Origin of the sequence: Terriglobus tenax (genome assembly GCF_025685395.1) — a bacterium.
GTDB lineage: Bacteria > Acidobacteriota > Terriglobia > Terriglobales > Acidobacteriaceae > Terriglobus > Terriglobus tenax.
Genome location: NZ_JAGSYA010000004.1, coordinates 139,823 through 158,019 on the forward strand (window position 1 = coordinate 139,823; position 18,197 = coordinate 158,019).

Annotated in this window: 20 protein-coding genes and 1 tRNA gene; 16 read left to right on the forward strand and 5 right to left on the reverse strand. The window is 59.1% G+C overall.

Annotated features, from left to right (window positions below; all coding sequences use genetic code 11):
* Positions 1–44: 44 nt before the first annotated feature.
* From OHL13_RS06215 to OHL13_RS06245, 7 genes are all read left to right on the forward strand, one after another.
* Positions 45–395: a (2Fe-2S) ferredoxin domain-containing protein gene (locus tag OHL13_RS06215; protein ID WP_263409267.1), complete on the forward strand. Its 351-nt coding sequence runs from the start codon at positions 45–47 to the stop codon at positions 393–395.
* A gap of 174 nt (positions 396–569) precedes the next feature.
* A complete protein-coding gene (locus OHL13_RS06220) occupies positions 570–1,880 on the forward strand; it encodes a Kelch repeat-containing protein (RefSeq protein WP_263409268.1) in 1,311 nt (436 codons plus the stop codon).
* Between the two features lie 48 nt (positions 1,881–1,928).
* Positions 1,929–2,207: a DUF507 family protein gene (locus OHL13_RS06225; RefSeq protein ID WP_263409269.1), complete on the forward strand. Its 279-nt coding sequence runs from the start codon at positions 1,929–1,931 to the stop codon at positions 2,205–2,207.
* Positions 2,204–2,479, forward strand: a complete 276-nt coding sequence (locus OHL13_RS06230; RefSeq protein ID WP_263409270.1) for a DUF507 family protein — start codon at positions 2,204–2,206, stop codon at positions 2,477–2,479. Before OHL13_RS06225 ends, OHL13_RS06230 begins: the two co-directional genes overlap by 4 nt.
* A gap of 74 nt (positions 2,480–2,553) precedes the next feature.
* A tRNA-Glu gene (locus tag OHL13_RS06235) sits at positions 2,554–2,630 on the forward strand.
* A 485-nt stretch (positions 2,631–3,115) separates the two neighbouring features.
* A complete protein-coding gene (miaB, locus tag OHL13_RS06240; protein ID WP_263409271.1) occupies positions 3,116–4,501 on the forward strand; it encodes a tRNA (N6-isopentenyl adenosine(37)-C2)-methylthiotransferase MiaB in 1,386 nt (461 codons plus the stop codon).
* A gap of 47 nt (positions 4,502–4,548) precedes the next feature.
* Positions 4,549–5,022, forward strand: coding sequence for a bifunctional nuclease family protein (locus OHL13_RS06245; protein WP_263409272.1), 474 nt, complete (start codon positions 4,549–4,551; stop codon positions 5,020–5,022).
* A 4-nt stretch (positions 5,023–5,026) separates the two neighbouring features.
* Here the strand turns inward: OHL13_RS06245 and OHL13_RS06250 are convergent, their stop codons facing one another.
* The 3 genes from OHL13_RS06250 to OHL13_RS06260 all read right to left on the reverse strand — a co-directional run bounded on the left by OHL13_RS06250 (position 5,027) and on the right by OHL13_RS06260 (position 9,517).
* Entirely contained in the window at positions 5,027–6,211 is a 1,185-nt protein-coding gene (locus OHL13_RS06250) for a glycosyltransferase (RefSeq protein ID WP_263409273.1), read from the reverse strand.
* Positions 6,212–6,235: 24 nt separating this feature from the next.
* Positions 6,236–7,537, reverse strand: a complete 1,302-nt coding sequence (gene aroA / locus OHL13_RS06255) for a 3-phosphoshikimate 1-carboxyvinyltransferase (RefSeq protein ID WP_263409274.1) — start codon at positions 7,535–7,537, stop codon at positions 6,236–6,238.
* 162 nt (positions 7,538–7,699) lie between these two features.
* A complete protein-coding gene (locus tag OHL13_RS06260) occupies positions 7,700–9,517 on the reverse strand; it encodes a SpoIIE family protein phosphatase (RefSeq protein ID WP_263409275.1) in 1,818 nt (605 codons plus the stop codon).
* 106 nt (positions 9,518–9,623) lie between these two features.
* Here OHL13_RS06260 and OHL13_RS06265 point away from each other — a divergent pair, with 106 nt between their 5' ends.
* Positions 9,624–10,004 carry a hypothetical protein gene (locus tag OHL13_RS06265; RefSeq protein ID WP_263409276.1) on the forward strand — a complete coding sequence of 127 codons (381 nt, stop codon included), beginning with the start codon at positions 9,624–9,626 and terminating at the stop codon, positions 10,002–10,004.
* On the opposite strand, the gene OHL13_RS06270 is transcribed toward OHL13_RS06265, so the two are convergent.
* Positions 10,005–10,295: a DUF1330 domain-containing protein gene (locus OHL13_RS06270; RefSeq protein ID WP_263409277.1), complete on the reverse strand. Its 291-nt coding sequence runs from the start codon at positions 10,293–10,295 to the stop codon at positions 10,005–10,007.
* A 56-nt stretch (positions 10,296–10,351) separates the two neighbouring features.
* Between OHL13_RS06270 and OHL13_RS06275 the strand changes: the two genes are divergently transcribed.
* Together OHL13_RS06275 and OHL13_RS06280 are read left to right on the forward strand one after the other, a co-directional pair.
* Positions 10,352–11,413 carry an MBL fold metallo-hydrolase gene (locus tag OHL13_RS06275; RefSeq protein ID WP_263409278.1) on the forward strand — a complete coding sequence of 354 codons (1,062 nt, stop codon included), beginning with the start codon at positions 10,352–10,354 and terminating at the stop codon, positions 11,411–11,413.
* 104 nt (positions 11,414–11,517) lie between these two features.
* Positions 11,518–11,778 (forward strand): helix-turn-helix domain-containing protein, encoded by a 261-nt coding sequence (locus tag OHL13_RS06280; protein WP_263409279.1) that lies wholly within the window; start codon positions 11,518–11,520, stop codon positions 11,776–11,778.
* On the opposite strand, the gene OHL13_RS06285 is transcribed toward OHL13_RS06280, so the two are convergent.
* The gene (locus OHL13_RS06285; RefSeq protein ID WP_263409280.1) at positions 11,775–12,650 is read right to left on the reverse strand and encodes a metallophosphoesterase; all 876 of its coding nucleotides are present in this window, start codon (positions 12,648–12,650) and stop codon (positions 11,775–11,777) included. The genes OHL13_RS06280 and OHL13_RS06285 overlap by 4 nt on opposite strands.
* Positions 12,651–12,711: 61 nt before the next feature.
* Between OHL13_RS06285 and OHL13_RS06290 the strand changes: the two genes are divergently transcribed.
* The 6 genes from OHL13_RS06290 to OHL13_RS06315 all read left to right on the forward strand — a co-directional run bounded on the left by OHL13_RS06290 (position 12,712) and on the right by OHL13_RS06315 (position 18,180).
* Positions 12,712–13,797: a M24 family metallopeptidase gene (locus tag OHL13_RS06290; protein WP_263409281.1), complete on the forward strand. Its 1,086-nt coding sequence runs from the start codon at positions 12,712–12,714 to the stop codon at positions 13,795–13,797.
* Between the two features lie 60 nt (positions 13,798–13,857).
* A complete protein-coding gene (accB, locus tag OHL13_RS06295) occupies positions 13,858–14,346 on the forward strand; it encodes an acetyl-CoA carboxylase biotin carboxyl carrier protein (RefSeq protein ID WP_263409282.1) in 489 nt (162 codons plus the stop codon).
* Positions 14,347–14,491: 145 nt separating this feature from the next.
* Positions 14,492–15,853 (forward strand): acetyl-CoA carboxylase biotin carboxylase subunit, encoded by a 1,362-nt coding sequence (gene accC, locus OHL13_RS06300; protein ID WP_263409283.1) that lies wholly within the window; start codon positions 14,492–14,494, stop codon positions 15,851–15,853.
* 5 nt (positions 15,854–15,858) lie between these two features.
* Complete coding sequence (locus OHL13_RS06305) at positions 15,859–16,410, forward strand: hypothetical protein (protein ID WP_263409284.1); 552 nt, start codon at positions 15,859–15,861, stop codon at positions 16,408–16,410.
* A 3-nt stretch (positions 16,411–16,413) separates the two neighbouring features.
* Positions 16,414–17,049 (forward strand): thiamine phosphate synthase, encoded by a 636-nt coding sequence (gene thiE / locus OHL13_RS06310; protein ID WP_263409285.1) that lies wholly within the window; start codon positions 16,414–16,416, stop codon positions 17,047–17,049.
* Between the two features lie 108 nt (positions 17,050–17,157).
* Positions 17,158–18,180: a 4-hydroxy-3-methylbut-2-enyl diphosphate reductase gene (locus tag OHL13_RS06315; RefSeq protein WP_263409286.1), complete on the forward strand. Its 1,023-nt coding sequence runs from the start codon at positions 17,158–17,160 to the stop codon at positions 18,178–18,180.
* Positions 18,181–18,197: the final 17 nt, after the last annotated feature.

The window sequence follows — 18,197 nt, forward strand, 5'->3', positions numbered from 1 at the left end:
GTCTCAAAAAAGCAGTAGCGGACGCACGGTAATACTCTGGAAGCATGGCAAAGTTTGATCGTCACGTATTTGTATGCAGCAATGAGCGCCTGGAGAGCGCTGCACGTCCCAGCTGCCGCCCCCGCGGCGGAAAGCAGCTAAAAGACGCCATGAAGGAGGCCGCCCGGGCCGCGGGTCTGAAGAACTCTGTGCGCGTGAATGACGCCGGCTGCCTGGACCAGTGCGAGCACGGCCCGGTGATGGTGGTCTACCCGGAGGCCGTCTGGTACGGCTTTGTGAATCTGGAGGACGTCCAGGAGATCGTCACCGAGCACCTGGTGAACGGTCGCCCGGTGGAGCGTCTGCGACTGGCCGATAGCTGCCTGAACACCGCGCAGTGCCCTCACAGGACATAATTTCGAGATTTACACCGAACTTTTCCAAACTTCTTCCCGTAAGAAGGCGAGGGAGCTTGTTCGATGCGTTCGTCTGTACGTCTTTTTTCCGCCGCATTTGCCGCGGCATTTTCCTTTATCTCAATTGGATGCGGTGGGGGCGGTTCTTCCGCTCCTTCGAAACCGCAAGTCTCTGTGGCCATAGCGCCGCTCTCCGCGACGCTGTTTTTGCTGGGCAAGCAGAGCTTTAGGGCAACGGTCACGGGGACGACCGATACGCGGGTTGAGTTCGAAGTCACCGGCGGCGGCAGTACCACCACGGATGGCGTATATACCGCGCCGCAACGCAGCGGAGACTACTGGATCCGCGCCTGGAGCGTAGCCGATCCCTCGAAATACGCGACCGCCCTGATCCGGGTGAATGGCTACCAGGAAAGGGTAAGCGACGCTGGCAGGACGGTGGACGGATACTACGAGCACACTGCCAACCTGCTGACGGATGGCAGCGTACTGATTGCGGGTGGCTATGGTAGCTCGGGGTTGCATACGTATGCAGATCGATATATTCCGGGGCAGAGTGGAGTACGAACGGCGGCCCGGTTGATTCTCCCGCGGCAGCAGCACGCCTCGGTGGTTTTGCCGAACGGACGCGTCCTGCTTTCGGGAGGATTTGCGTCCCTGACCCCGACGAACTTCTTTGATCCTGTCTTCGCGAGTACGGAGATTTACGATCCTGCGACGAACACCTTTCTTGCAGGCCCACAAATGAACTTCGCACGGCGAAAGCACACCATGACGCCGCTGGCGGATGGCCGCGTCCTGGTGGTGGGTGGTATCTCCTTGCATGGGCATGGCTTTTCCGCCAATCCGCAGACGGAGATCTATTCTCCTGCCGACAACCGGTTTGTGACGACAGGAAGGATGAACGACCCGCGCTGGCTGCACAGTGCGACACGCCTTAAGGACGGCCGCGTGCTGGTGACAGGAGGCCGGCCAAACAACTGCCAGGTAGGCTGCCCGCAGGATGGCCTGCGCACGGCTGAGATCTACAATCCGGCGACAGGCACATGGAGCGCTACCGGCTCGATGCACATCAGCCGCTACGGCCATTCCGCACACTTGCTGCAGGACGGCCGGGTGCTGATCATCGGAGGGGAATCCACCGAAGACCTTGGTGAAACCGACCAGGTTCGCGAGGTCGAGATCTATGATCCCGCGACAGGGAACTTCTCCACCTTCGCGCATCTACAGGAAGGACGCGGCTTCCACGCACTGGCGGAGCTGCATGACGGCCGGTTGCTGATAGCCGGCGGATATAAGAACAGTGGACAACCCATGTACACGACAGAAATCCTCGATCCTCAGACAAAGACGGTGAAAACAGGGCCAGAGATGCGTGAGTTCCGTTCCGGAGCCCTGGCAGTGAAGCTGGAGAGTGGAGAAGTGCTGATCGTTGGCGGTCATAACTCAGGCTCGGCGGTTCCTTTACTGGATCTCTTCCTTTAGTCAGCAAGAGTGGTGCTAACTGCGTGATATAAATGACTTCGAAGAGACATGATTTTTTCCAAGGACTACGTCACCTATCTGGCGAAGCAGACCGTGCAGCAGCTGATCGACGCGAAGATGATTCGCTCGGACAAGCCGGCGGCTCTGAATGAGCGTGTCAATAACGGCCTGCTCGACGAGCTTTCGCTCGAGGACCGGATCAATGACGAGGTCCGCGTCATTCTGGAGGCCTTCCAGGATGACATGCGAAAGACCGGCGCAAGCTACCCCGAGATGTTCAAGAAGGTGAAGAACGAGCTTGTGCGCAAATACAAGGCGGTGCTGTGAGAATCTCGCGCGACAAACTCAACAAGCTTGCCCACGTCGTCGCTGACACCCTGGCGGATATCGACGAGGCGGAGTTCCTGGAGGATCGCAATACGATTCGCCAGGAGGCACGCAAGATCCTGGAGAAGCTCCTGCTGGAGGAAACCAAGATCGACCTGGCGGCCCGTCACAAGATCACCTCGCAGCGGAAGATCATCCTCGAAGGCACTCAGGAATGGGACATTCTGTACCGCAAGTACTACAACGATGAAGTGAAGAAACTCGGCATCTAGCCCGCCCAAAACCCTTCATCGCTGTTATACTTACAAAAGTGGTTGAGAGTTCTTTCCATCCACTCCTACGCTTCGGCGCCATGGTGTAATTGGTTAACACGTCGCCCTCTCAAGGCGAAGAGTACGGGTTCGATCCCCGTTGGCGCTACCAAAGCAAATCCAGTGATTCTGACCCGCTTCCGGCGGGTTGTTTGCTTTAAGAACCCTGCTCTTAATCGAGTTCGTTCACCGAATGTTTCTATTCTGGAATAGGTTCTCTTATGGATTGACTGGGCTTCCTCCTCTCGTCTTCACTTCTCCCACTTTTGAATGCGCGTCCTTGCGAGGTGTGGGATGGTGGAAGCCGGGGCAGTAGTCTGGGCGAAGTGAGGGACTCTTTTACCGCGCGGGTAAACGGGCACGAGATTCCAGTCAACCAGATAAGCGGTGTGGCAGAGATCAGCTTCAGTACGCACGCGGGCAGCAACGACCTGAAAATCCGGGTCTGAACAACCAGGTCTCTGCACTCGCTCCAGACGTCAAGAAACGAAATTCCGTGCAACCGCATGGATTGATTGGGCCGGTGACGGTGAGCGCTCCGCGGTAAAGCAGGGGGGAATGGTACCGTCGGACGGCGCAGGTCCGGCGGTATACTTGATGAACGTGGCTAAGACGTTCTATATCGAAACCTTCGGCTGCCAGATGAATGCCCATGACTCGGAAAAGGTCATTGGCACGCTGCAGCACGAGGGCTACACCCAGGTGACAGACGAGGAGTCCGCCGACCTGATTCTGTACAACACCTGTTCGATCCGCGATAAGGCGGAACAAAAGGTCTTTCATCGCCTGAACGAGTACAAGCGCATGCAGGGTGAAGGCAAGCGCTTTGGCGTGCTGGGCTGCGTCGCTCAACAGGAAGGCGAGAAGATCTTCGAGAAGGCTCCGTTTGTTTCCATGGTCAGCGGTTCAGCCTCATACCGCAACCTGCCGCAGATGATCCGCCGCCTTGAGGCGGGGGAGACTCGCATCACCGGGTTGGATGACCGTCAGACCGACGAGACCTTCGACACCGAATTCACCGCGCGCTCTAACCCGCACCGCGGCTACATCACGATTACGGAAGGCTGCGACAAGTTCTGCAGCTACTGCGTCGTTCCGTACACGCGCGGCAAGGAGCGCAGCCGCACTTCGGAATCTGTGCTGACCGAAGCCCGCCGCATGGCGGACGCCGGATTTACTGACATCCAGCTGCTCGGGCAGAACGTGAACTCCTACATTGACCCGGTCGGCAAGATGAACTTTGCCGAGGTTCTCGCTGCGGTTGGAGAGGTTCCGGGTATCCGCCGCGTGCGCTTTACCACCTCGCATCCGCGCCACTTTACCAAACAGATTGTCGAAGCAATCGACGCCATCCCCACGCTCTGCGACCACATCCATCTGCCTGTACAGAGTGGATCGAGCGCCGTGCTGAAAGCAATGCAACGCGAGTACACGCGCGATTGGTACCTGGAGCGGATTTCCTGGATTAAGGCCGCCAGGCGTGACATCTCGATGACGACCGACATCATCGTTGGCTTTCCGGGCGAGACCGATGCGGACTTTGAAGACACGGTGACGATGTGCGCCGAGGTGCAATACGACGGCGTCTTCGCCTTCAAGTACTCGCCGCGTCCGAACACACCTGCGATCTCGATGGATGAGACGGTTTCCGAAGAGGTGAAGAGCGAACGTCTGCGTATCCTGCTCGACCGTCAGCGCGAGATTCAGCGCAACAGTTACCAACGCCACGAGGGCACGGTGATTGAGGTGATGGTCGAGGGCTACAACCAGCAGCGCGCCCAGGTGATTGGCCGGACCTCACAGAACAAGACCCTGAACTTCACAACACCCGAACCCGTGTTGCCGCAGATTGGCAGCTATGTGCCGGTGCTTGTCACCAAGTCGCTTCCAAACAGCCTTGTAGGGGAGCAGGCCGGCGTGGCAGAAGTGCCCGCGGCCGTTCTGAAGCAGGCTCAGCCCGTAGGTTTAGTGGTGTTGCAATGAACTTTCCCGGACTTCAGCACGACGATGAAACACCGCAGGAAGTAGAAATGAAGATCCGCGGCCTGATGATGGACCCTGTTACGAACATGCCCATCGTCGTCCTGAAGGACGTTGCCAGCGACACGGTACTGCCGATCTGGGTTGGCATCTTCGAAGCGAACGCCATTGCGCTCGAGATTGAGAAGACCGCGACTCCACGTCCGATGACCCATGACCTGCTGCGTGATCTCGTGCGCGGTCTCAATGCGCAGGTGGACAAGATCGTCGTACATGAACTGAAGGAAGATACCTTCTACGCCGTGATCTGGATGCAGCAGGAAGGCGAGACGGTTACCATCGATGCTCGTCCGTCAGACGCGTTGGCGCTGGCTCTGCGGGCCGATGCCCCCATCTTTGTTCATCGCGATGTCCTGAAAAATGCGCGGCTGACAACCGCGGACGCGCAGAACATCTCTGCTGACCAGATGCGCCAGTGGCTGGAAGGTCTGAACGACGACGAGATGGGTCGCTACAAGATGTAGATGGCTATCGCTTCCCGGCGATCAGCTCTTCAAGAACCTTTTCCCACTTCGCTCCATACTCTGACCATCCGCCAAGATGACGTACACGGTTCAGCGATGCTTCGCGCATGCGCTCCTGTAGTGCAGGGTCATCAGCTACCTGCTGCATGCGTGTGGCAAGAGCGTCAGCGTCACGAATGGGGACGATGAAACCTTCGACACCATCCGTATAGAGGTCTTCGCTACCCGTATTGAGCGATGCGATGACAGGGCATCCGCAGGCCATTGCCTGTGCCTGTACCAGCGCCAGGCCTTCCTCGATACTGGGAAGCACCAGGACATGGCTCTTCGACATCAGGTTGACCAGTTCGCTCTGGGGTACGGAGCCCAGCCATTCGACGGATGCATTTGGCAGCCGATCAAAGACGTGTTTGACCGCTCGATCGATTGAACCGGCGATGCGAAGACGCTTATTGGGATGCTTCAGTTTGTCGAAGGCCTGCAGCAGATAGGGGATTCCTTTGCGCAGGCTGACCTGCCCTGCGAACAGAACATCAAAGGAGTCCTTTGACGGTTCGGCTACAGGATGGAAGCGTTCCAGGCGCACGCCGTAGGGAATCAGCCGGAGCTTCTCGCGCGGAACGCCCATCTCCACAAAGGAGCGCACGGCAAAGCTCGAGGGCACGCTGATGGCATCCGCGAGTTCGTACTGCTTTTCTTCAATTGCCGTGACGCGAGGGTCGGAGGTAGGCTCCCGTTCCACGCCCCAGATGCGGTCTTCCTCCGCAATGATGTTGCGCTGGTAGCGATGATGCGACGAACCGCGATCGCAGATGAAGACACCGCCCTGCTGTTGCAGAAGCCGGCCGGTGTTTGTCCCCGATCCGGAGATGGCGATCAGCGCATCCACCTTCGTGCCTTTACGCTCCAGGGCGCGCAGGCGGCCGCTGGTCCAGCTGTCGAACAGGGCAGTGTTGATCAGTTGAAGCTGCTGCGCCACTGGTACGCGATACAGCTTGGAGCGACCGTAAAAATAAGCCGGGGTATGCACCCAGGGAAAGCTCTCGACGCGCTCTTTAGGCAGGCCTTCGCGCTTCAGGCGGGCCCATGGCCACGTGGAATACACGCGCTCCAGGTGACCGCGTTTTTGCAGCTCCGTGGCTAAATCAAAATGATGGAAGACGCCGAAGACCGTCTGGATAACTCGCATGCGTTCGTTCGGCGCCCTTTCCTTTTAGCGCTCGGACAGGCTGTCCAGCAGCGTGTAGAACTCCGGGAAGCTGATGCTGGCAACTTCGGCGTTCTGAATCGTCGTTTCACCCTCGGCTCGCAGGGCAGCGATGGAGAAGGCCATGGCGATCCGGTGATCGTGGCCGGTCTCAATGCGGGCACCGTGCAGCTTCTGGTTGCCGGGGATGTGGAGACCGTCTTCGAACTCCTCAAACTCGGCGCCCATCGCCTTCAGGTTCTTGGCGACCAGCGCAATGCGGTCGCTCTCCTTCACACGCAGCTCCTGCGCATCGCGGATGCGGATGCCTTCGCTGGTATACGGAGCGATAGCTGCAATGACCGGCAGCTCGTCAATCAACTGCGCCGTCAGAGCGCCGCTGATGTCTGCGCCTTTCAGTCCGCCAGGAGCGCGGTTGACCTGGATGGTACCGACCATCTCGCCATGCTTCTCTTCCAGATTCAGGACCTTCACCTTCAGGCCGATACCCGAGAGCACATCCAGCAGCGCAGCGCGCGTGGGATTCATGCCCAGGCCGTCGAAGATGAGATTCGAATCCGGGAAGAGCAGCGCGGCGCAGAGGAAGAAGGCGGCCGAAGAGATATCGCCGGGGACGGCAACATCAATCGCGGTCAGCTTTTGGCCACCGGCGATCGAAATGCTGTCAGCGGTCCGCGTGAGTTCAGCACCAAAGGCGCGCAGAGCGTGCTCAGAGTGGTCGCGTGTGCGCACCGTCTCGGAGATGGAGGTCACACCCTCTGCCTGCAGGCCCGCAAAAAGGATGGCTGTCTTAACCTGGGCACTGGGAATCGGTGTGGCAAAATCAATGGCTTTCAGCGGCGTGCCGAAGATGGTGACTGGCGCATGGCCTTCGGTCAGGTCAATGCGTGCGCCCATCTGGGTCAGCGGCTTGCGAATGCGCTCCATCGGACGCTTGGTCAGCGAGTCGTCGCCGATCAGCGTAAACACATGCGGATGCGACGCGATCAGACCGGAGAGCATGCGCATCGTCGAACCGGAGTTGCCGCAGTCCAGGTTGCCGACCGGGCGCTCAAATGCGCCGCCAACGCCGGTTACCTCAATGGTGCCGTCCTCCAGCTTGTTGACCTTGGCGCCAAGCGTGGCCATGCAGCCAAGGGTGGAGTGCGGGTCAGCGCCGGTCGAAAAGTTGTAGAGCTTCGAGGTGCCCTTGGCCAGGCCGGCCAACATGGCATAACGGTGCGAAATGGACTTGTCGCCTGGGACGCGGAAAGAACCGCTAAGGTTCTTCGCGGGACGGATAATCTGCGTCGTACTGATGGTCTGCATCTTTGCTTCTTCCGGGTAGCCATGCGGCAGCGGTGTGCCGTAGAGGGGAATCCTGGAGGGAGATGCTCATAGACAGGCGTACACACAAACGGCACCTGGAATGAGCTTCTACTTCCGTTGAACTTTCTCCTGATTGTACCGTGACGGCGATAGTGGAAAGTTTCAGCGAACGTGCAGAATCACGACCGTCTCGTCGTCAAAGTGTTCTGTCTGGGACTGGAAGCGGCCGACCGACTTCAGAATCGCATCGCCCGTAATCTGCGCAGTCGGGTCTTTCAACTTGCGCAATACCTCGACCAGCCGCTCGTTGCCAAACATCTCCTGCGCGGCATTCTCCGCATCGGTAATGCCATCAGAAAAGAAGACGATCTGGTCTCCTGGCTGCGTCGCCAGCGTTAACTCTTCATAGACCGCATGAGGAAAGAGACCCAGCGGGAAGCCCTCCGCCTGGATGGTGCGCACTTCGCCGCCGGTGACAAACAACGGCTGCACAGACCCCGCATTCGCGATGCGGAGCGTCTGCTCGGTGTCATCCCACAGAGCAATCAGCATGGTGACGTACTGCGCGTCCAGCTTACGTTCCTGTAGCTGGTCATTCAGGGCCGCCAGCATCTGCGCAGGGGAGAGTTGCTGGGCTCCCAGCGAACGCAGAATACCGGAGACCAGGGCGGCATACAGCGCAGCCGGCGCGGCCTTACCGGAGACATCGCCCATCACGATCAGCGTGCGTCCCTGTCCATAGTCCAAAAAGTCGTAGACATCTCCACCGATCGAGCGCGCCGGCAGAAATTTCGCAAAGAAATCCGCATGCGGGTGCGAGGGCGGCGTGGAGGGCAGCAGGCGAAGCTGCACCTGGCGCGCCATGGCCAGATCGCGCTCCATGCGCTGTTCTTCTTCAAGAATGCGCTCGTACAACCGCGCGTTTTCAATGGCAATGGCCACCTGGCCGGCCAGCGTGGTGAAGGTGCGCTGGTGGTCCTCGTTGTAGTAGTTGGAGCGCGTGTGCTCCACGTCAAGAACTCCGATGATCTGGTCCTTGTAAACCAGCGGCACGGCCAGTTCCGAACGGGTTTCCGGATGGTAGGCGATGTAGCGCGGATCCTTGCGGACATCCGGCACCAGGATGGGCATACGTTCCTGCGCAGCGGTTCCAATAATGCCCTGGCCAGGCTCCACAACATGCTGGCGCTGTACACGCTCCCCGAACTTTGTAGAAAAGCGATGCTCAAACTGCTTGGACTTCGGGTTCCAGAGCAGGATGCTGAACATCTGAAAATCGACGACCCGTTTGAGGAGTTGTCCCACACGCTCCAGCAGGTCGTCCAGATCCAGAATGCTGGTCAATTCCTTCGAGATTTCACTCAGAACGGTCAGCGTCTGCGCCTGGCGCGAAACACGCGTGTAGAGGCGTGCGTTCTCAATGGCGATTGCAATACGGGAGGCGACCAACTCCAGCAGCCGTTGGTGCTCCTGCGTGAAGTAGCCAATCTGCGTGGATTCAATATCGAGTACGCCAATCACCTTATTCTTAGTGATCAGCGGGATGGCTAGTTCGGACTGTACATCCGGGTTTGCCGGGATGTAGTACTCCTTCTTGGTCACATCCTCCACCAGGACGGGACGCCGCAGTTCTGCCGCGCGGCCGATCACACCTTTGCCGCTCTTGACCCGCATACGCTCTGACTCCGGCGTGTGACCGATCTGGAATCGCATCCAGAAATCCTGCGTACGGTCGTTGATCAGCAGAATGGCGAAAATTTTGTAGTCGATGACGGCCCGGACCAGGTCCGCCACGCGCTGCATGGTCGTCTGCAGATCCAAAGTATTGTTCAGCGCGTCGGCCAACTGGGTCAGAAAGTCGATCTGCAGCGGCTCGATATGCACCCGTGGAGGGGGGGCAGACGCGCTATCGGACGGACGGTAGTCACCCTCGAACTCGTGGGTGTGTTCCGCAGCGCGCGTTGTCTCGGACGAGGCCATAGTTAGAGGCGATGATATCGCAGTAAGCTATGGGAAAGGCGAGTCTTCCGTCAGCTTCACAGGAGCAGTGGCGTTGTTTCCCATCTCAATGAGCTCTTTGTCCGATTTGCTGTGTATTCTTGGCTTCTTTCTTGGCCTGCCCACCATCGTGGCCACCTACCTGCAGGCGGTGAAGGCCCGGCGCATCGCTGAGGCAACGCGCCGCGACCTGATCTTCAGCCAGGATTGCCTGGAGTTTGTCTCCGACACCGGCGACTTCGTCAACCTGGTTCTGCTGGAGCAGCTTCACACCGTGCCCAAGCCAGGAGATGTTGTCCTGCTGCCGGGCGATGGGCTGGAGGCCGGGGCCGGCCCCTACCGCGTGGAACGCATCGAGTACATCTTTGCCACCGAGGACAACCCGGAGATGGCCCGGCAGCCTCGCCAGGCCAAGCTCACCAAGGCCGTCGCTCACGTCTCCAACCTTCTGGACGAAGGCTGGAATTAGTTACACGCCTTCCAGAACGCGGAAGTCGCGGTCAACCGCATTGCCAAGAGCTTCCAGAGCCTTCTTGTACGCGTCGCTGTTGTACGTGTCCAGAGCCGCCTGCAGGCTGGGAAACTCGCAAACTACCGTCCGCTCCTTGATTCCCAGGTCTTTGACCTCAACGGGAATACCGCGAACCAGGGCTGTACCACCGCCTGCCGCAATCGCCGCCACGGCCAGCTGACCATAGGCCGCCAGGGCCTCCGGATGATGAATTGCGCGGTAGGTAACTACCCAATATGCCTTCTTCATGACCTGTCTCTCCTTTTTTCTGCGCCGGGGTTCGATTGCCAGGCATCGTATTCTGTGTGAGTTACCTGAAAGCGGCCCAACGCCAGAACGGCAAATTTCTTAACCCCGTCCCGACCCACTTTACCAGCGGACGCGACATGCTCCGTCTTCTCCCGGAGTTCCTCTTTGGCCGCCGCAAGCGAGAACCGCAGCCGCCGCTGCCTCACTTCCGCACGGAGAAGCATTGGTATAACCAGCCTCCCGAATCTGGCATGCGCATCACCTGGTTCGGCCATTCTTCACTGCTGATGGAGATTGATGGCTTCCGTCTGCTGCTCGACCCGGTCTGGTCGCACCGTGCTTCTCCGATTCAGTTCGCCGGCCCTGAGCGATTTTTTCCGCCAACCATTGCGCTGAGTGATCTGCCTCCGCTGGATGCCGTTCTTGTCTCCCATGACCACTATGACCACCTGGATGAAACCGCCGTACGCGGCCTCGCTGACCGGAACGTCCGCTGGGTAACATCACTGGGCGTAGGGAAGTATCTTCGCCGTTTCGGCGTCCCGGCAGAACGCATCCAGGAGATGGACTGGTGTGATCGCCTGAAGTTGACCAGCACGCGCACCGGGGCGGAGCTGGAACTCATCTCGCTCCCATCGCGGCACTTTTCAGGACGCAGCCTGTTCAATCGCTTTGGAACACTGTGGGCGTCGTTTGTACTGCGGAATGCCCAGCGAAACCTCTATTTCGGTGCCGACTCCGGCTATTGGCCCGGATTTGCCGAGATTGGCGCCGAGTACGGCCCGTTTGACCTGACCATGCTGGAGATTGGTGCCTCGAATCCGATGTGGGAGTCCATTCATCTTGGGCCGGATCGCGCCGCGGAAGCGCACCGGGCGCTGCGAGGCAAAGTTTTGTTTCCCATCCACTGGGGGCTATTCGACCTCGCGTTGCATGAGTGGCGTGAGCCCTCCGAGAGGCTACTTCAGCTCGCGCCCCAGATGGGGATTGAGCTGTGGATGCCGAGGCCTGGCTCCCCGACAGAGTTCCAGGGCATGCCGATGCAGAGCGACTGGTGGCGCCAACCATCGGCTGCGGCACAACGCACGGTGACGGAACTACTGACAGCAGGAGGTTGACCAGACGGTTGATAACCCCTCCGTAAACCCCAGAATCTTCTTGTACTTCAGGAGAAATCGGGGTAAAAACAGAGAGCCGGGGAACTCCACCTGCAAACCTGCTTATGCCGTCCGCTGCCCAGATCGCGCTTCGAGAGGTCATGGATATCCGCCAGGCCGCCGACTATCTCGGCATCAGCGGAGATACCCTCTACCGTTACGCTTCCGAAGGTTTTGTGCCCGCATTCAAGCTCGGCAACCGCTGGCGCTTCAAGCGCTCTTTGCTGGATGCCTGGATGGATGAACAGTCCGGTGTACGGAAGCCCGCAGCAACGACCGTCAAGGTCAAAGCCACCCAGAAGAAACCCGTTCGCCGCGCTCGCTAAGCCCGTTCCAGCTTCAGCAACGTGATCTCCGGCGGACAGTTCAGACGGAAGGGGACTCCCGTCGTTCCGATCCCTCGATTGACATAGAGTTGCAGGTTGTTCAGCTGGAACAGCCCCTCCACGTATTTTCGACCTTCCGGCGGCAGAAGTGACTTGATCGGTGGTACGAACGGCATCCTCACCTGCCCTCCGTGCGAATGCCCGGAAAGCATCAGGCTGACATACTGGCTGGCCGGTGTTCTCAAGAGCCTGTCCGCATAATCCGGCTGATGCATCATCAGGATGACCGGCTCTTTCGCGCTGCGAATCTTCTGCGGAATGGCAGCTTCCGGATCGGTTCTACCATCGGCCATATCACGTAGTCCCGCTATCCAGATGCGGCTGTTCCCACGCTCGATGGGCACATTTTCATTCAGCAGAATAGGCAGTCCCTGCGAAGACATTGCTCGCGTCACCTGCTCTTCGCCGGCGTTGCTGTCGTGGTTTCCCAAAACTCCGTATTTCAGAGGGCATTCAACCATGCGCAGGATGTCGCCGCAGATATAGGCCTGTTCAATGGGATAAACATGATTCGTGTGACTGGTGCTGATATAGTCGCCGGTCATCAGAACCGCATCCGGGCGCAGCTTGTTCACACGGCGAAGCACGCGGCGCAGGAAAAACTCTTCCGTGAACTCATGAAAATGCAGATCGCTGATCTGCACGATGCGGAAACCGTGGAATGCTTCAGGAAGGTTCTGCAGCTTGATGGTCACATTGAGCACCTCCAACTCGTGCCGTGCGATTTCACCGGAATACAGAGCCAATCCAGCCGTCGTGGCCAATCCCATCTTGAGAAAATTACGCCGTGTGAGCCACGAGCCATCCGCCATATTTCCTGATGATACCCGGCGCTATGGCCTTGATCCGTGCAGGGAACATAAAATAGAAGGGATGCAGTCAAGAATCAAAAAGACACGCGAGATCATGGCGGAACAGAAGCTGGAAGCTCTGCTCGTGACCAATCTGCCGGATGTCCGCTACCTTACCGGCTTCACCGGCTCAAACGCCGCGCTTTCCATCACAGGGCGCAGCGCGGTGCTGTTTACCGATGGCCGCTACACGGTGCAGGCCAAAGATGAGGTCGACGGCGCCCGCGTCGTCATTCCGAAGAAGAAGTCGGCACAGACCGGAGCCGCCGAGTGGCTGGAGCAGCAGGGAATCAAACGCTGCGGCATTGACGGAGCACACACGACGATCTCCCTGCTTGAGCATCTTCGCAAAGCTGTCAGCGGCAAACTGCGGCGTGGATTTTTTCAGCCCATCGAAACTCCAATTGCTTCCGCGCAAAGAGAAATAAAAGATGCCGCCGAGATCCGCCGCATGCGACAGGCCGCAGAACTTGGCTCGAAGCTGTTTGATCACATCCTCGGTTTCCTGGAACCCGGAATCACGGAATCCTCCGTTGCCGCTGAACTCGAGCACCGGGCCCGGCTGCTGGGCGCGGAGGGCATGTCCTTTGAGACCATCGTCGCCTCCGGCTCCCGCTCGGCACTTCCGCATGGCCGCGCCAGCGGCTCCAGGATTCCCCGCAAAGGGTTCATCACGTTGGACTTCGGTGTTATCCTCAACGGGTATTGCTCGGACATGACGCGTACCGTGCACATGGGACGCGCCTCCGCCGGCGAAGAACAGGCCTATGCCGCAGTCCTGGAAGCGCAGGAGTCGGCCGTGGCAGCCGCAAAGCATGGCGTTACCTGCGGCGAAGTGGATGAAGCAGCCCGTAGCGTGCTGAAGCGCGCAGGGCTGGCAAAGTATTTCACGCACTCCACCGGCCACGGTGTTGGCCTGGAGATCCATGAGGGACCACGAATTGCCGCCAATCAGAAGCAGCCGCTCGCCGCAGGCATGGTCGTTACCATTGAGCCCGGCATCTACCTTCCTGGCCGCTTCGGAATCCGCATTGAAGACACTGTCGTCATTAACCGCAGCGGGTGCGAGATCATAACGACGTCGCCCAAAGCCTGGATCGAGTTATAACAAGGACTGGGCTTGCGGTCAGCGATCGCATCCCAGCGAACTCCGGAAGAAGAGATAACTATGGAAGCAAATGAACTGAAGGACCTTCGCGAACTCGTTGAGTTTCTGAAAGACAACAAGATTGCCGAGTTCGATCTGGAGCGCGGCGACCTCAAGGTCCGCATTAAATTTACTGGCGCTCCCGCACCCGCAGCCATTGACTACAGCCAGCTTGCCTCGCTGCTTCCGCAGCAGGCTGCCGCCACAACACCTGTTGCCTCGGCTCCTTCCGCAGCGGCCGCGCCTGCAGCGGAAGCTCCGGCAGAGAACGTGCACGAGGTCAAGTCGCCGATCGTCGGGACGTTCTATGAGTCCTCGGCTCCCGGCGCCGCGCCGTTCGTCAAGCCCGGCGACCAGGTTGAGGTCGGCCAGGTGATCTGCATCGTGGAAGCGATGAAGCTGATGAACGAAATCGAGTCCGACGTTGCCGGCGAAGTCGTTCGCCGCATCGCTGCCAACGGACAGCCGGTAGAGTACGGCCAGCCGCTGTTTGCCATCAAGCCACGCTAAAAGCAGTTGCGAGTTGCCAGTTCTCGTTCAGGTCATTTTGCAGCCTCTACGAAGAAAGGCAACAGTCGAATCCGAAGGGGCAGGGCTTTAGCCCTGCCGTTTCACCATAAGAAGTAAGGGGCTTCAGCCCCTGAGGTTTTCAAGGATGTTTCGTAAAGTCCTCATCGCCAACCGTGGCGAAATCGCGCTCCGCGTCATCAATGCCTGCAAGGAAATGGGCATTCGCACCGTCGCGGTCTATTCCACGGCAGACCGTAACTCTCTGCATGTCCGCTTTGCCGACGAAGCCATCTGCATCGGGCCACCCCGCTCAGCTGAGAGCTATCTGAACGTGCCGGCCGTCATCTCCGCCGCAGAGATCGCTGACGTCGACGCGATCCATCCCGGCTATGGCCTGCTCTCGGAAAACGCCAACTTCGCCGAAGTCTGTCGTGCCAGCAACATCAAGTTTATTGGGCCTCCGCCCGAGGTCACGCGCATGATGGGCGAGAAGTCCACCGCGCGCCAGACCATGAAAAAAGCCAAGGTGCCGATTCTTCCCGGCTCGGACGGCGTGATCGGCTCTGTCGACGAGGCGCTTGAGTGGGCAAAGTCCGTTGGCTATCCAGTCATTCTGAAGGCTGTTGCCGGTGGCGGCGGACGCGGTATGCGTATCTGCCGCAGCCCGCAGGAACTGCCCGACCTCTACAACCAGGCATCCACCGAAGCCCTGAACGCCTTCGGTAACGGCGATCTGTACATGGAGAAGTTCATTGAGCGCCCGCGCCACATCGAGTTCCAGGTGCTGGCCGACGAGCACGGCAACGTCATGTCGCTCAACGAACGCGAGTGCTCCATCCAGCGCCGTCATCAGAAGCTGATTGAAGAAGCTCCGTCACTGCAGGTCACGCAGAAGCAGCGTGAAGACCTGGGGAAGGTCATCCGCAACTCGCTTAAGGACATCGGCTACTGGAACGCCGGCACCATCGAGTTCCTGATGGACGAGGACGGCAAGATCTACTTCATCGAGATGAACACGCGCATCCAGGTGGAGCATCCGGTCACCGAGATGATCACTGGAGTCGACCTGGTGAAGGCGCAGCTGCGCATCGCAGCGGGCGAGAAGCTGTCCGAGATCGTACCCGGTCCTATCGTCATCAACGGCCATGCCATCGAGTGCCGCATCAACGCCGAGCATCCTGAAAAGTTCACGCCCTCCGCCGGCAAGATCACGGCCTTCAACCTGCCCGGAGGCAACGGTGTCCGTGTCGATACGGCGCAGTACGCTGAAGGCGTTGTACCGCCCTACTACGACTCACTGATCGGCAAGCTCATCGTTCACGGCAAGAACCGCGAAGAGGCCATGAACAAGATGCAGCGCGCTCTGGATCAGTTCATCGTGCAGGGCATTCACACCACAATTCCGCTGCACAAGAAGATCTTCGCGGATGAGGAGTTCCGCTCCGGCAACTTCGACACCAAGTTCATGGAACGCTTCTTCGAACGCGAAAAGGCAAAGGCAGAGTAACCGCCATGGAAGACGCTCTCAGGCCCGCAGACCACCGCAAGTGGACCCTGCGCGGCCTGATGAGTTCTACCGCGGTCTGGCTGATTCCTTTTCCCCTCATCTACTTCGGCATCCTGGGCTGGGGAACCATCGGCGACCCTGTCAAAGCTCTGTTATGGCATGCGCGGCATGGCAACCATGTCCGGTTTGCGGGGCACAGCTTCCGCGTTCCACTGCTGTGGCGCAGCATTGACCCAAATCGCGGCGAGATCCTTCGGCTCTCCAGCCGCGTGCAATTGAACCTCGACCACGCCATCGGCGGTGTGCGCAACCAGCAACAGGCTGAGGCCTTCCAGAAGCAGATGCTTGCCACCTACCGCCAGGGCGTGGAAGAGAGCCGCTTCGTCACAGAAAATATCCGCGCACACGGCATCAGCTTTCTCTGCGTTCGCGAAGAATCACGGGAGCCCTGGGCACTCTATGAATGCGTGGCTCCAGGAACAGATTGGCAGGTTGGCCTTACGGGCGGTCCTGCCGGACTGAATGACGCACGGCAGATTCTGGCTTCCGTACAGTAAGGGATGATGATGCTGATTCCTCGCCTCTACCCCATTCTCGACGCTGGACTGCTGTCCGCGCGTCATATTCCGATCGAACAGTTTGTGCGCGATCTTGCCGCTGCCGGAGTCACACTGCTGCAGTACCGCGACAAGTCTGCACCCCCACAAACCATCCTCGCCAACCTGAAACTCATCCGCGAGGTCGCCCCCGGCGTAACGCTCCTGCTCAATGACCGCCCCGACCTGGCGCGGTTGGGTGGATGCGACGGCGTACACGTCGGGCAGACAGACCTGCACCCCAACGACGCCCGCACCATCCTTGGGCCCGGGAAGATCATCGGTGTCTCCACGCACAATCTGTCGCAGTTTGAAGCAGCGATGGAGACGGAGGCCGACTACCTTGCGATTGGCCCGATATATGCCACCACCACCAAGCAGAACCCTGACCCCGTAACCGGGCTGGAGCTGCTGCGGCAGACTCGAAGGCTGACCAGCAAGCCCATTGTCGCGATTGGCGGCATCACGCCGCAGAGGGCCAGGGAAGTGCTGGACGCGGGCGCGGACTCCATTGCCATGATCTCTGCGCTGGTGCCGGCCGGCCCGGAGTCTTCCGCTATGCCGCTGGTGGAGTCTCTGCTGGGCCTTCTTGGAGCGTAACCCATTTCAAATCATGGTTCCACCTCTTGCCCGGGCGGTGTCTTGGTATGCACTCTTCAGGGTTCATTTGTGCATGACTTGAAGGGTGTTAACGGTATACTTACTACTGTGACCACCACCGCATTTGAACCCCGAGTGAACGACCTCTCCACCACGGATGAGGCCACCAAGCGTGTCCTGTTGCTCAAGCCCCGCGGCTTCTGTGCCGGCGTTGTCCGTGCCGTTGACATTGTGAAGATCGCGCTGGACACCTTCGGCGCTCCCATCTACGTCCGCAAAGAGATCGTCCACAACAGCTATGTCGTCAATGACCTGGCCAAGAAGGGCGCCATCTTCGTCAATGAACTGGATGAAGTGCCCGAGGGCGCTCGCGTGATTTACTCGGCCCACGGCGTTTCGCCGGCGGTCCGCGCCGATGCCAAGGCCCGCGGCCTGAAGGTGATTGACGCGACCTGCCCGCTGGTCACCAAGGTTCACGTTGAGGCCATCAAGTTCGCCAAGCAGGGCTACTCGCTCGTTCTCGTCGGTCACCGTGAGCACGAGGAAGTGGAAGGCACGCAGGGCGAGGCCCCGGATGTGACGCAGGTTGTCTCGACCGTCGAGGAAGTGCAGAACCTGGTGGTTCCTGATCCCGATAAGGTCGCGTACCTGACGCAGACCACGCTCTCGCTGGACGAAGCGCGTGACATGATCCAGGCGCTGAAGATCAAGTTCCCGAACATCGTCGGACCGCATGCGCAGGACATCTGCTATGCGACCGAGAACCGCCAGACGGCCGTAAAGAACGTGGCCAGCGGTGCCGATCTTGTGCTGGTTGTTGGGTCGAAGAACAGTTCGAACTCCAACCGCCTGGTCGAGGTGTCGCAGAATCTGGGCACGAAGAGCTACCTGATCGACAAGGCCGACGACATCCAGCCCGAGTGGCTGGACGGCGTCTCGAATGTTGCCATCACCGCCGGCGCCTCCGCACCTGAAGTGCTGGTGCAGGAAGTTGTTGGCTACCTGCAGACCAAGGGCTACGGTTCGGTGGATGAAGTGGAAGTAATGCCGGAGAATGTTCGTTTCGGTCTTCCGCCGGAGATTGTGCAGGCCATCAAGCCGGCTCCTGGCGCCGCGACCGTTGGCGCTTAGTCGTCGCGTTTCAACAG

Excerpts from the sequence above, each read along its gene's own strand:
- OHL13_RS06215 (WP_263409267.1), top strand. The coding sequence starts at position 45 with ATGGCAAAGTTTGATCGTCACGTATTTGTATGCAGCAATGAGCGCCTG.
- OHL13_RS06225 (WP_263409269.1), top strand. The coding sequence starts at position 1,929 with ATGATTTTTTCCAAGGACTACGTCACCTATCTGGCGAAGCAGACCGTG.
- miaB (WP_263409271.1), top strand. The coding sequence starts at position 3,116 with ATGAACGTGGCTAAGACGTTCTATATCGAAACCTTCGGCTGCCAGATG.
- OHL13_RS06245 (WP_263409272.1), top strand. The coding sequence starts at position 4,549 with ATGAAGATCCGCGGCCTGATGATGGACCCTGTTACGAACATGCCCATC.
- OHL13_RS06250 (WP_263409273.1), bottom strand. The coding sequence starts at position 6,211 with ATGCGAGTTATCCAGACGGTCTTCGGCGTCTTCCATCATTTTGATTTA.
- aroA (WP_263409274.1), bottom strand. The coding sequence starts at position 7,537 with ATGCAGACCATCAGTACGACGCAGATTATCCGTCCCGCGAAGAACCTT.
- OHL13_RS06260 (WP_263409275.1), bottom strand. The coding sequence starts at position 9,517 with ATGGCCTCGTCCGAGACAACGCGCGCTGCGGAACACACCCACGAGTTC.
- OHL13_RS06270 (WP_263409277.1), bottom strand. The coding sequence starts at position 10,295 with ATGAAGAAGGCATATTGGGTAGTTACCTACCGCGCAATTCATCATCCG.
- OHL13_RS06280 (WP_263409279.1), top strand. The coding sequence starts at position 11,518 with ATGCCGTCCGCTGCCCAGATCGCGCTTCGAGAGGTCATGGATATCCGC.
- OHL13_RS06285 (WP_263409280.1), bottom strand. The coding sequence starts at position 12,650 with ATGGCGGATGGCTCGTGGCTCACACGGCGTAATTTTCTCAAGATGGGA.
- OHL13_RS06290 (WP_263409281.1), top strand. The coding sequence starts at position 12,712 with ATGCAGTCAAGAATCAAAAAGACACGCGAGATCATGGCGGAACAGAAG.
- accB (WP_263409282.1), top strand. The coding sequence starts at position 13,858 with ATGGAAGCAAATGAACTGAAGGACCTTCGCGAACTCGTTGAGTTTCTG.
- accC (WP_263409283.1), top strand. The coding sequence starts at position 14,492 with ATGTTTCGTAAAGTCCTCATCGCCAACCGTGGCGAAATCGCGCTCCGC.
- OHL13_RS06305 (WP_263409284.1), top strand. The coding sequence starts at position 15,859 with ATGGAAGACGCTCTCAGGCCCGCAGACCACCGCAAGTGGACCCTGCGC.
- thiE (WP_263409285.1), top strand. The coding sequence starts at position 16,414 with ATGATGATGCTGATTCCTCGCCTCTACCCCATTCTCGACGCTGGACTG.